The 13892-nt window shown below is 47.2% G+C and carries 10 protein-coding genes; all 10 read right to left on the minus strand.

Annotation, left to right across the window (positions count from 1 at the left end; translation table 11 throughout):
- Nucleotides 1-303: 303 nt before the first annotated feature.
- The gene (locus WG31_RS08010; protein ID WP_063354188.1) at nt 304-498 is read right to left on the minus strand and encodes a hypothetical protein; all 195 of its coding nucleotides are present in this window, start codon (nt 496-498) and stop codon (nt 304-306) included.
- Nucleotides 499-511: 13 nt separating this feature from the next.
- The gene (cydB, locus tag WG31_RS08015; protein WP_063354189.1) at nt 512-1651 is read right to left on the minus strand and encodes a cytochrome d ubiquinol oxidase subunit II; all 1140 of its coding nucleotides are present in this window, start codon (nt 1649-1651) and stop codon (nt 512-514) included.
- Nucleotides 1652-1665: 14 nt separating this feature from the next.
- Entirely contained in the window at nt 1666-3279 is a 1614-nt protein-coding gene (locus WG31_RS08020) for a cytochrome ubiquinol oxidase subunit I (protein WP_063354190.1), read from the minus strand.
- Nucleotides 3280-3343: 64 nt separating this feature from the next.
- Nucleotides 3344-5035, minus strand: coding sequence for a thiol reductant ABC exporter subunit CydC (gene cydC / locus WG31_RS08025; protein ID WP_063354191.1), 1692 nt, complete (start codon nt 5033-5035; stop codon nt 3344-3346).
- Nucleotides 5032-6720, minus strand: a complete 1689-nt coding sequence (cydD, locus tag WG31_RS08030; RefSeq protein WP_209439388.1) for a thiol reductant ABC exporter subunit CydD — start codon at nt 6718-6720, stop codon at nt 5032-5034. The genes cydC and cydD overlap by 4 nt, the downstream gene beginning before the upstream one ends.
- A 537-nt stretch (nt 6721-7257) precedes the next feature.
- The gene (locus WG31_RS08035; protein ID WP_063354193.1) at nt 7258-7947 is read right to left on the minus strand and encodes a Fe2+-dependent dioxygenase; all 690 of its coding nucleotides are present in this window, start codon (nt 7945-7947) and stop codon (nt 7258-7260) included.
- Between the two features lie 103 nt (nt 7948-8050).
- Complete coding sequence (locus tag WG31_RS08040) at nt 8051-10489, minus strand: TonB-dependent receptor (protein WP_063354194.1); 2439 nt, start codon at nt 10487-10489, stop codon at nt 8051-8053.
- A gap of 149 nt (nt 10490-10638) precedes the next feature.
- Nucleotides 10639-11391: a tetratricopeptide repeat protein gene (locus WG31_RS08045; protein WP_245191478.1), complete on the minus strand. Its 753-nt coding sequence runs from the start codon at nt 11389-11391 to the stop codon at nt 10639-10641.
- Between the two features lie 273 nt (nt 11392-11664).
- Nucleotides 11665-12654 carry a transporter gene (locus tag WG31_RS08050; RefSeq protein WP_006117246.1) on the minus strand — a complete coding sequence of 330 codons (990 nt, stop codon included), beginning with the start codon at nt 12652-12654 and terminating at the stop codon, nt 11665-11667.
- A gap of 31 nt (nt 12655-12685) precedes the next feature.
- On the minus strand, nt 12686-13786 hold the full coding sequence (locus WG31_RS08055; RefSeq protein ID WP_063354196.1) for an asparaginase: 1101 nt from the start codon (nt 13784-13786) through the stop codon (nt 12686-12688).
- Nucleotides 13787-13892: the final 106 nt, after the last annotated feature.

Consider the following 13892-nt stretch of genomic DNA (forward strand, 5'->3'; position numbering starts at 1 on the left):
CCAACAAAAAAACCTTTGCCCTATTTTTTGGAAGACAAACCAAGAATAAAGCAAGCGTAAGCACAACAGCATGATCGTCTGGTCAATGCGTAGTGCGTGTGTAACATCCGAACATCTCAGGGAGTTCCACACCCTGCCAGCTATATTATCTGCTTAACCTCATAATCGCGCCACCCGCATCTGCTGGGTGGCGCATTTTTACTTATGGAAACCAACGCCGTCCGCACTGGTAAGCAATCAGGTAAAGGCCCATATATACAACGGGAATAAAGAAAATAATCCGCTCAAGATCACCCATCATAGTTAGATTTCCTCATCGGATGAAAGGTTGGATTGGGCATCCAGCATAATTGCCCCTGCCCCGGAAATCAGGATGATCATGACCGTACCAATCACCCACGCAAAATACCATGGCCCCTGATCCCCCACAAACACGGCAAACAGCAAAGAAATAACAAGAGCAACAGCCAGACCGGCCAGACGCAAAAGCTTTGTCATCACGACCTCACAATCAGTAGCTATGGGTATCATTAACGACATCAGCGGTATGAACCTTCCCGCGCATGACGTAATAACACCACGAAGTATAAGATAGGATAATCGGCACAAAAATGGCTGCAACGGCCAGCATGCAGCCTAAGCCGTATTCACTTGCCGTGCTGTTCCATACCGTCAAACTTTGGTTTGGCACGGTGGAAGACGGCATAAGAAATGGAAACATAGCGCAGCCGACTGTCGTGATAGTACCGGCCCATGCGCCCAAACCTAACCACCACGCAACCACAGTACGGCCAGCCGCCAGCATTGCAGAACCAGCCAGCATGCAGCCTACCCCCATAAGTGGTAACAGCCATAAGGCAGGATGATGACGGAAATTATGCATCCACCCCCCAGCAACAATTGCCACAGATTGACCATGTAGAGGATTTGCTGGCATGGCCGGATTAACCGGGCCTGTCATAACAAATCCGGGCAGAAACTGCATCCATATGCCACCAGCCACAAACAGGATGGCCGCAAATATACCTCCGGCAATGGCATAATGCCGTGCACGTGCCCAAATGGGATTATCAGCCCGCAACATCAGCATGGCGCCGCCTTGATAAATACTTAGGCTGACAGACATAAAACCACATAAAACGGCAAAGGGATTAAGCAGATAAGACAGGAAGGATTCATCCTGATAATACTGCCCCGTCCAGCCAAAATGGTATCCTACTCCTTCCAGAATATTCCCAAACGCTGCGCCATAGATAAACATTGGCACAAAGCCCGAAACAAGAAATACCCAGTCCCAGCTTGCGCGCCACAACTTGCTATCTGCCTTGGAACGATATTCAAACGCTACAGGCCGCAAAATCATGCTGAACAGCAGGGTAATCATAACCACATAAAAAACCGAAAATGATGTGCCGTAGAGTGTAGGAAAAGCGGCAAAAATTGCCCCTCCCCCTAAAATAAACCAGACTTGGTTACCATCCCAATGCGGGCCAATAATGTTGAGTGCTGTACGGCGTTCGGCATCATTGCGCCCTACAAAGCGCAGCAATGTGCCTACCCCCATATCCATACCAACCATGGTGCCAAGGCCAATAAACAGCACACCCAACATAACGGCCCAAACTATCTTCAGTATCGCGTAAAGTTCCATATCACCGTTTCCTGTCAGGGGGCCGTAGGGTGCATGTCAAAGGCTGACGGTTTGGGAGCATGCAGTTGAGCATGTGGTTCCATGCTGTCGTGTTCTGGCCCCAGACGCGCGAACTTGAACATGAGGTAAAGTTCTGCGGCAATAAACACACTATAAAGCAGCACAAAACCAATAAGCGAAAACACCATGTAAGACACGCCATGGCTTGAGGCGGAAAGGAAGGTGGGCAACCATCCGAACACTGTCCACGGCTGACGGCCTGCTTCAGCAGTAATCCATCCAAATTCTGTTGCCAAAATTGGCAAAGGAATTGACCACATGCAGAGTTTTAGAAGTAGCTTGTTATGCTCTAGCCGACGTTTCAGACTGACATAGGCTGAGATGGCAAACAGCGCGAAAAACCATAGAGACAGAAACACCATAAACCGAAAAGACCAGAACGTAACAAATACGTTGGGGAGAATATCGGGCTGAGTTGCTTTCACCACAGCGTCAATCTGATCTTCGGGAATGTTCGTAACATCCTGATTGGGGGCGTGGCGTGCGGCCAACAGGCCGTATCCCATATCCTGCTCATGCTGTGTAAACAGAGTGAGATCTGCATCGCTATGCGTAACACCATAGCGGCGCAAAGCGCTCACAGCCTCGATACCCGCACGAATACGCGGTCCGGCTGCATCTTCCAGCTCATGCATACCGGTAATGGGTTGGTCAAACGTATGGGTAATCAGTGGAGTGAGCACAAGCGGCACACCAACTTCAAAATGGTTTTCCTGCTTGGCATCATCTGGCAAAGCCGCCAAAATCCACGGTTCAAACGGCGGTTTACTGGTGTGCCAAAGGCCTTCAATTGCCGCAATTTTGGTGGGCTGTTTTTCATAATCCAACCGGCCCAATACATCTCCCAACGTAATAACAGCCACAGTGGAGATAATGCCAAACAGCGCTGCCATACGGAACGAACGTGCTGCAAACTGCCGATGCTGACCGCGTAGTAGGTAAAAAGCACTAATACCCATAACAAACATTGCTGCCGAGACGTAACCCGCAACAGATGTATGAACAAACTTGGCTTGTGCATCTGGGTTAAAAACCAGATTTACAAAACTTTCAAACTGCATCCGCATTGTTTCAGGATCAAAATGTGCACCTTCGGGCATATTCATCCCGGCGTTGGCAATTAAAATCCATAAGGCTGATAAATTAGAGCCCAACGCCACCAAATAAGTGATAGCCAGATGCGCCTGCTTGCTCAGCCTATCCCAACCAAAAAACATGAGACCTACAAATGTAGATTCCATAAAAAAGGCCATAAGGCCTTCAATCGCTAAGGGTGTACCGAACATATCCCCGAAAAAATGAGAATACATGGACCAATTGGTGCCAAACTCAAATTCCATTGTGATGCCAGTTGCAACACCAATGGCAAAGTTTATTCCAAACAGTTTACCCCAAAACTGCGCCATATCTTTATAAATCTGCCGGCCAGTAACAACGTAAACTGTCTCCATAGCCGCCAGCATAAATGTAAGGCCGAGGGTAAGCGGCACAAACATAAAATGGTACAATGCCGTCAGCGCAAATTGAAAGCGCGACAGATCAACGACATTGGGATCAATAAATTCCACCGTCAGATCTCCTGATTACGGTAAAAGCAAATAAAGGTTTGGGGAGGATCAGATCATCGTCGGATCATGGCGCTCTCCCGACCTCATAAAACCGGCCTTCTGCAACGCGCACGATACGGTCCATCAATCCCGCCACTTTGCGGTTGTGGGTAATGCACATGATGGTTGCCTGCGGCGGTAGTGCAGCAAGTAAGGCGGCCATAAGATCCTGCTCCGTCTGTGCATCCAGCCCCTCCGTTGGCTCATCTAAAATGATCCATGCAGGCGCACGCAGCACAACCTGCGCTATGGCCAACCGCCGCGCCTGGCCGCCAGAAAGGCAAATACCTTCTTCACCAACCAAGGTATCAAGCCCTGCTGGCTCAGCCCGCACAAACTCTGCTAGCTGCGCAATTTTTAACGCCCGCCACATTTCATCTTCTGTGGCATTGGAGCGGGCGATCATCAGATTACGCCGAATACTGCCCAGAAATAGGTGAAAGTCCTGCGCAACAATGCCAACATGTTGCGACATGGTATCTGCATCAACGTTTTTCAGATCAACGTTGCCAAAACTGGCTGTTCCTTCCTGATAATCATAAAAACGGAACAGCAGATTTATCAGCGTGCTTTTACCTGCCCCTGATGGACCAACCAGAGCGACATGTTCCCCTTGCCGGATCAACAGATTTGCATGCCGAAGCGCCCAGTAATTTGCTTCTGGGTAACGCATTCCCAAATTACAAAAGCACAGATCCAATGGTTGAACTGGAGAGGCTGTTACAGCAGGCAGAGGCACGCATGGGGGCTGATCACATACAGCAAATACGCGCTGCGCTGCCACACGCACATGCCCCAGTAACTGCCATGCTGCTGGCAAAGGCCCCACAACATCAAACGCAGCAAGCCCACCTAACGCCAGCATAGGCAAACATGCCGCAGAAAGAGTGCCTGCATGATAAGCATGCGTAGCAAGAGCCAGCATTGCTACTGCACTTAATGTGCCGATAAGAGTAATTAGGAAGCGAGCACCTCCTTCCAGCAGCAACACTTTTTGGCGGCATACGCGAATATTGGTTTGTTGGCGTGCAATATGCTCCTGCACGCTGCCTGCAGCGCCAAGAAACATAAATTCACCCATGCCCTGTAATATCTCCGTCAGATCCGCATGCATAATGTCTTGCTGAAGGCTGATCTGTGCGGTTGCACATGCTGAAAGTTTGGCCGCTATCAACGGAATTATGGTTCCGCACAACAAAAGACTTGTCGCCAGCACCAAGGCGGCTGAAACAGAAAAAAGGCCCGTTACAACCACATATGCAGCGCAACAAATGGCCGCCACAGCAAAAGGCAACATGACTTCCAGATAAAACTGCCCCATCCGGTCTGTGTCAGACACAAAGCGGAACAGCATATCCCCACTACGTTGCCGAGCCAGAACAGCTGGAGCCTGAGGTATAAGGCTCTCAAAACTCCATGCCCGCACACGCCCAATAAACCGCAGCGTGGCATCATGCGTCACCACACGCTCTAGGTACCGAGCAAGAATACGCACAGTGGCAAAAAACCTGACGCCTACCGCGGGCAGAAAAATATTGAAGGCATTTTGCGCAACAATCCCCCCAAGTCCGGCTACAGCCGCAGCCGCCAAAAGCCATCCAGACAGAAACAACAGCCCAAAATTAGCCAGAGATGCCAACACTGCCAGAGCAAGCCCCATCAGCATTTCACGCCGGATAGGTCTCATAAGCACAGCAAGGCGTGAAAACTGCGTCATGCTGCGTGCTCCAACAGATGTGGACCACTAAAAACCTGCCCCTTATGCACCCTCAATACTTGCTGTGCGTGAGTGATGATTGCCCCACGATGAGCGATCACGATGACAATGCAATGGGTTGCAACATGCGCGATGGCAGTCGCCACACGTCGCTCACTTTCGGGATCAAGGTGGGCTGTAGGTTCATCCAGAATGAGAATTTGCGGCTTCCGCAACAACACACGCGCCAATGCCAGCCGCTGCACCTGCCCACCAGAAAGACATGTCCCGCGCTCACCTATCAAAGTATCAAAACCTTGAGGCAAAGATTCGATAAATGAGAGCGCATCGGCTTGTCGAGCTACATTGCGAAGGCTTGCAATATCTGCTTGTGGGCTTGCCATGCGTAAATTTTCCGCCACTGTACCATGTACGAGACAAGGCCGTTGTGGCACCCAGCCAATATTAGATTGCCAATCCCTATGTGCTATGCCGTGAGCATCTTCCGCAACAATGCGCCCTGTAACGGGTGACAACAGGCCAAGCAGCAGGCGCACTAACGTTGTTTTACCTGCACCACTTTCGCCGGTTATCAGGCTGAGTGTGCCACGTGCAAATGTGCAGTTTATGTTGGATAAAACTGGTCTGTTCGCTTCATATTCTGCTGACAGATTCTCGCACTTTACAGATACCAAAGTCTCTGCAAGGAGCTGATTTTCATGACGTGCCGCCATCGCTGGGAGCGCAAACAGTTTGCTAATACCTGCCATAGCTGCAGTTGCATTTTGCCGTGCATGATAACTGGCAGAAAAAGCCCGCAGAGGCATAAAATATTCCGGTGCGAGAAGCAGCACCAGAAAAGCAGACTGAAAATCTGCTTTTCCTTCTAGCAAACGGGCACCAAACACAACAGCCACAAGAGCAATGGACAGGCTGGCAAAAAACTCCAATACCGCAGAGGTAAGAAATGCCACTTTCATGACAGACATAGTTGTGCAGCGATATTCATCTGCCATGTCAGCCACCGCAGCAACAGCATCCCGCGCGCGGCCCAATAACCGCAAGCTTGTCATTCCTTGCAATGCATCCAGAAAGGATGAACCCAGCAGAAGCAGTTGGGTCCATTGTCGATCCATAATCGCCTGTGCCCGATACCCAACCAGCGCCATAAAAACGGGAATAAGCGGCCCAGTACAGGCAAGAATTAGAAAGCTCCAGCCATCTAGATGCAAAACGGTTGCCAATATCATAAATGGCAAGACAACCATCATGGCAGCACGTGGCATATACTGGGTAAAATAAGGTTCCAGCCCTTCTAGCCCAGCATCCAGCGCCGTAACTGTCGCCCCTGTTGCGTGGCCGGCCATACCCACTGGGCCAACATTAAACAAATGTTGTAACAGCTCACTCCGCAAATTAGAGATCAACCGCAGGCTACCTTGTGCGGCAACCATATCGGCAGCCCATTGCAACAGCGCACGAGTAACCAGAAAAAACACCAACCACTTTAAGGCTGGAATCTCATCTGCCAAAGAGTGATGCTGAAAAGCAAGACCAGCAACAATTTGCGCGAAAACAGTAAGTTGTAGCACCAATAATACGGCAGCAACGCCACCAAGCAGCACAGATGCACCAAGCCAAAAGCTTATGCGCCGCGTAAAGCCCGCAAGAGTTTTGTTGCCCGAAGATTGCATCATCACTTTCACACTCATTGACCCATACCCCCACCATCACAAAAAACCGGATGAGGATTTGGAATGCGCCACACCTCAATTCATAGTTAATGTAATTATGTATTTATTTATGTCAAGATATCTTGGGAAGGGATATTTTCGAAAATATGATTTATAAAAATATAGAATATCTAAAATTTTTGGGATTATGTGCCCTTTAACTTACATATTTTTATTAACTATCCTCACGCTAAATAGGCATGAAGAAAGATTTCTGGTTATGCAGGGTTATGAATAGATAAGGCATATGATCGAGGCACAGCCTACAGAACACATGATGCTAATCTGCTTCTAGAAGAACGCTTTTAAGAAACAACACGGCACACTCCTCCGCGTGTTCGTCATGACCCAATGCGTAATAGCGCACATGAGAATACCCATGTACGCTTTAAACTGGCCAACACGCTGATAATAATTAAATTAAAAATAATACAGAAGAGTTATATACTAAAATACTATAAATAATTATGATGATAAATATACTTTGTTATGGTAATTATAAATTATTTATTACAGAATACACCACTGGCGCATCAAATTATGATAAGTATTTGTAAGTGCTAAAACAGTATGATCCGTATCCCCTAACCTTTCGCGCAGAGATATAATCTGTGTATCCAGATCAAACATAATTTGCCGACGGCTTTCTTCCGCTATCATTGATTGTGACCAAAAAAATGCCGCCAACCTTACACCCCGCGTAACTGGTGCGACACTATGTAATACCGTGGTAGGATATATAACCATATCACCAGCAAACAACTTGACCGATTGCTCCGCGCCATTGGCATACATAATCAGTTCTCCACCATCATATTCTTCTGGCGCAGAAAAAAATAATGTTGAGGAAACATCTGTACGAATGCGCGTATGAATGCCGCCAGCAAAAACACCCCGGATAGCATTATCAACATGAGCACCAAAATTCATACCTCCTTCATATTTGTTAAATAAAGGAGGCGTTACTTTGTAAGGTAACACTGCACTATTAAACGTGGCATTTCGCCCTAAAGCGCGCAAAACCACTTCACCCAACTCCAAACAGATGCCTGAATGACGCGACAACTGTAGATTGTTCTTGCTTTTTGCAGATTGCGCTCCGGCTGTTTCCCGCCCATCCGTCCATTCCGCTGCCTCCAACTTCATCCGACAATAGGCAAGCTCATCAGCCGTCAGAACAGAAGGAATGCGCAGGAACATAGTCAAAAACTTTTCTAATAATTGATGAATGTTCTATTTTTATCTTAGAAACGGAAGGAGCACTTTTTATACGCTCCCTCCGTTATTTCTGGCCGCAAGCCTATCAATAATCCGCTGCCAAATTGAACAAAAATGCCCGCCCAATAGATGGTGTAACACGGTTACTGAACAGATTTCCGTAATTCAGACGATTAGCAAGATTGTAACCATTCATCGTAACTTTCCAATGCTGATCGAAACGATGGGAAACAACTGCATCAAACTCTACGTTTGCTGGAACACGCGCTGTATTGGCGTTATCAAGGAACACACCTTCCCGCCAGGTCATCCCTCCGCCTACAAGAAAATTGTAGGGCTTAGAAGGCGCAATCTCATATGTTGTCCAAACCGTTGCCTGGTTTCTGGGAACATACTGCACCTGCTTACCAACATCTGTGGCTGTGCCAGAAAGCGTTTTGCTATCATACCGTGCATAAGTGGCAATCACGTTCCAGTTTTTCATGATCATGCCAGAAACACTCAGCTCCACACCTTGGTTGCGCTGCGTATCGCTGGTTGGCGTAACAGTACCAGAGCTTGGGTCTGTTTGAATAGAATTACCCTTTTCCAAACGAAAAACAGAGGCGGCAAAACCAATGCGATCATGAAAAGCTGAATATTTAGCCCCTAGCTCATAAAGCCGGCTACGTTCTGGTTTGGAGCCTTGATCCTTCAAGTTCAATGGTTCAGAACTGTTTGTAACATACAAGCCCAATGGCGTTGTTGATTCCGACCAGTTAAAGTAGATCATACCGTGATCATCAGGCGTGTACATTAAGCTCACGTTAGGGTTAAATGTATCCTGCGTCTGCCCCATATGCACATCCGGTTTGGCGTAGCTCCCACCAGTCATGCTGTAATGCGTATCCCAGTGATCCCACCGAAAACCTGCCCTAACAGAAAACCACGGGGCAAGCTGAGCCTGTTCTGAAAAAAAAGCCCCTACATCTGTGGCATCGCCTGTTTTCCATTTTTTCTGCCCGGCTGTAGCTGTGTTGACCAACCCTCCGGGCATAGAAGACCCATTTACAACATTCAGCCCCGGCACGATTGGAGATGGATCCAGAAGATTTACGTATTGACGCGCAACTGCATTATTATAGGCAAAATTTTCGCGGCGATCATACACATGCATGATATCTACACCGCCAATCATTTCGTGCTTCACGCTACCTGTATCAAACTTGGCAACTGCAGAAAGCACATTTTGCACAGACCAATCATTTTGCTGATACGGATTTGGCCCAAACACGCCACCAGTTCTGGAAAGCTTGGCCGCTGCCGCATTCCCACCAAAGAAATCGGTATTACAATTATAGGCAGCCCCATTCTTGAGCCCACCGCTGGCATTATAAGAGAGCTGACTGCTTGTGCAGCCTTCCTGTGAAGCAGAAAAATACCGGCTATAAAGCCCACCGCGTGTATCATTATACACAGTAACGTAGGGAGAAGCCTCCCACTTCAAACGCCCTGTTAGCATATCCACACTGGAGTTATCCTGATCAAACGTGGTGCCATACCAATTGGTGCGTTTGACACCATATTCTGTGGCTGGTTTGCCATAAGCCGCTCCCGGTTTTTTCAGCACAGGCACACCGTAATCTGGAACACGATTATCTGTTTGGTGAAAGTATTCTAGGGTATAAGAAAGCTTTTTTCCCATACCGAATGTAATAGACGGTGAAATACCCCATCTGTGAGAATAAACATAATCTCGCCCGACAGTATTGTTTTCATTCCCCATGCCGGTAATACGGATACCAATACTATCCGTAAGCATGCGGTTAAAATCCAATGTGCCGCGATAATATTGTCCGCTTCCGCCAGAAAACGAAGCGCGAATATGATTTTTTAATGTGGGTGTTTTGGTTGTAATATTAATAGCGCCGCCTGTGGTGCCATTACCAAATACCTGTGATGATGGACCTTTAATAACGGCCACATTTTCGTAATCAAAGCTATCACGCGTATAAACACCAAAATCGCGTAAGCCATTTTCATAAATATCATTCTGAGCGGCAAAGCCTCGGATCAGAAACTGATCTCCTGCCATTCCGCCTTCACCTTCCCCAACGGAAGCCGTAATACCCGGAACGTTTTTAAGAGCCTCATCCAGAGATTTCACATTCTGCTGCTGCATGAGAATTTGCGGCACCACGTTAATAGTTTGCGGGGTATGCAAAGCATCATGCGGCATTCGGCTAATACCCATGGGTGTCCGAAGCGTGTTCATGGGGGATGCAGTAACCACCCATTCCTCTGCCTCTGAGCCATCTTTCTGCTTGGCAGAATGCGGCCCTTTCTTACCTGATGTGGCAAGAGTTGCTTTGGATGAAGCATCTATGGCTTCCGGGACCTTCTGATTTTTAAGAGACTGCCCTTCTGCTGCGACAGACGCTGCGTATGCATCCCCTGTTAGCAATGAAAGTGTACCCCACCCCATAGCCAAGCCAAACATAAAAGAAGATGTAGGTATCTGCCGAGATGAAGATAAATCTGTCATGAGACTTTACAAAAATATTAATGCGAATGAGTTGCATATATATCTTTCCGCGAATGATTCGCAACTTAAAGATTATTAAAATAATTTTATAATATCTATATTCCTATACATATATTAATATTCGCACTCAATTGGAAAAATATATTTTATTAATTATTATTTTTATTTGAACTTATTCTTTTTTCTATCATATTTTTCAAATTATAAATTGAACTGTGTTGCAAATGTTGTGTAATATCTTGTATTGCAAGCAAAACATCTAATGTGGCTTGTGGTACAGCTTGCTGCCACCATAACATTGCTTCTTCAATATGCCCTTGCTCTGCCAGCCATACCGCGTAATTGTGCTGGCCTCGGTAATCACCTTTTTGTGCTGATTGCTTATACAGCATGATCGCTTTTTTCTTATCTCGAGAAATAACCCACCCCTCTTCGTAAAATCTTGCTAAAATATTCATGGACTTTGCGTGCCCAGCTTGGGTTCCTTCTTGAAAAAGCGCGAATGCAGATGGAAGATCCTGCGGCATGCCAATACCCCGCATTGTCATGATCGCCAGATTATAGCGCCCCCAATTATCATGTAATTTTGCCGCTAAAGTGTAATGGGTAATGGCTTTCTGATGGTTTTGGGTACATCCCCAGCCAAAATAATAACAACGCCCCAGCATGTTATGTGCTGGCCCATACCCTGCCTGAGCAGCCATGCGAAACCATATAACCGCCGTTTCGGGATCTGAAGGTAAATATACACTGTCTAAAAGGATTTTACCCCATAACACCTGCTCCAAATGGTACCCACGCAACGCTTTCTGGCGAATAGCTTCTATCTCAGAGGGTAATTCCACAGGTTTAGAAACGTCTTTCTTCCTTTTCCCATATCTCCAGAATTTTCTAAAATACATTACCGTAAACCCTCCCTGATAAGGGTATGCAACATAAGGATAATGCAAATTATTCTCAATAATACATATACTGAGATTTTTTAATTCTCACGTTGAAATGAGCATCCAGCAACAAAATATCATTGAATTGTTATGACAGGTATCTGGTTAAAATCACCAAAGCAGGTCGCAGACAAGAACACGGCATCCACCATTGCTCTTGTCATTACAAGTGTTATCTATAAAAATTCTGCTCGCGTTAAAGCAATACTCAAAAATCTTACAAAGTTAACCTCAGAACATGGCATTGACTGCAAACTGTGGGGAAACCTGAATACTCTTATTGTGTCCTGCAAAATAAAATGCCGAGCCCACAATAACCCCCCAACGTGCATTCCAATTATACTCAAACGCAGGAGCAATTTGCCAATCCGTTCCGGATGTTCCTGTTTTATGGATGTAATTGCCGTTACCATCATGCCCACGAAGCGTAGACCCATTAGACCAGTCTCGTGCAAGATCCATGGCTAGAACCCATTTCTGGCTTAAACCATATTCTAATGAAAAACCCGTCTGGCCGCTCATTCCCGGTTGACCACGGCCACGGAACCCGTGAGCGGTGCCATAACTGGTCACATCCGTAAGTTTAGCTGATGTTACAGCACGCCGGAACCAGTTCCATACACGCAGGCGCAGTTCATGGTTGCCCGGTAATGTATAAGTAGATTGCTCAGTCAAGGCAAAGCGGAAAACGTATGCACCACTCCCTACTCCGTCCTGTGCATCACCAAGTTTTTTGTAATCCCCTGTAGGAAAAATCATACCTGCAAACAGGTTAAACGCCGGAATGTAACGTTTAGGATTAGGCCGCACCAAACGATAGATAAGATCAACAGGCACATCACCTGTTTTGGGGCCATGAGAATGGCCATCTGCATGTTTCCATCCATAATCTACAATGGTATGGACTTGAATGCTGAAATCCTGAGAAATCCCGTATTTCCAAAGAGTTGAATTGGAAAACATGCGTTGCATAGGGTGAGATGCAGGCTCTGCCCGCCCATGCGCATCAAAAGACCCTAAGGGCTGGCTATAGGAATAATAAGGTTCAACATTCAGCACCCCTTCCCGCGTTGTGCCAGAAGGGGAAACGAGCGAGCCTGTATACCACTGATCTGCATGGGCGGATGCAAAGCTCCCACCAGATGCAAGAAAGCAGACAAACGCTTTTCTTACGGAAACCTTGCCACCTGCATATGCCCATTGCTTAAGGCGTACTCTCATTCACTTACTCATCCTGCTGAGTTCTTTCTGCTCAAAAGCCTGCGCTGAAAGCTTTTTGAATATCTGCTGCTGAGGTTTTTCCATTAGCCAGCAAAAGCTGCAAAAGTATCCGTGCCTTTTGTGGGTTCAGATCCATAGAGGCCACAAGCCCGTAGTGATCATCATCCACTTCCACATCGCGGTTTACAAAACCGTTGCCTACGCGGGTAGAACGCACAACAATCACGCCAGACTTTATGGCGCGTTCTATGCCTGCCAAGGCATCTGTTGAAACATTTCCATCCCCCATACCTGCAATGACAATACCCCGAGCCCCATTTTTTACGGCATCATCAATTTGCTGGGCATCCATATCTGCGTGGGCATATACAATTTGCACCCGTGGCAATGTATGATCTGCCGGTAAATCGAGATGCTGCTGAGGTTTGGCTGGGGCAACAAAACGCACGCTTGCTGGATCAACATAACCCACTGGGCCCAGATTAGGTGAGTGGAATGTTTGTAGCGCAGTTGTATGCATTTTGCTCACGCCACGCGCAGATTGCACTTCATCATTCAGCACAACCAGAACGCCTCTTCCGCGGGCCTGCGGGTCTGCCGCTACCTTTACGGCTTCATACATATTAGCGGGGCCATCTGCACTAATGGCCGTACTCGGCCGCATTGCTCCAGTTAAAATAACCGGGCGTGCATCCCCAATCACATTATCCAGGAAAAAGGCCGTTTCTTCCATCGTGTCAGTTCCGTGAGTGATCACAACAGCATCAACTTCGTTATTGGCAAACGCTTGCCGAATACGTTCAGCCAACTTGAACCAGACCTGACTGTTCATGTTCTGAGAAGCGATGTTGGAGATCTGCTCCACCTGCAATTGGGCCAGTTTTTCAACTCCTGGCACACCTGCAATCAACTGCTCACCAGTTACGGCACCGGCATCATAGCCAATAGCAGAACGGGTATCGGCCTTACCGGATATTGTGCCTCCTGTAGCCAGCACAAGCACACGTGGCAAGGAAACCTGCTTATGCGCAACAGGAGGTGCACTGGCCCCTTCTGCGTGGGAAAAAACAGGCATAACAGAAGCTACTCCCAAAATTGCAGCAAGAATAGGCAGACCGCGCACAGAAACCATAAAAGAACACTCTTTCCGACGCAGAGAGATAAGGGAATGCCCTTACCTCTCCTTCTCATCGTTAAAAAACCAAACCTACCGAAAGAAGAACCTTATCCTTCCAGAC

The organism is Acetobacter oryzifermentans (genome assembly GCF_001628715.1).
Classification (GTDB): domain Bacteria; phylum Pseudomonadota; class Alphaproteobacteria; order Acetobacterales; family Acetobacteraceae; genus Acetobacter; species Acetobacter oryzifermentans.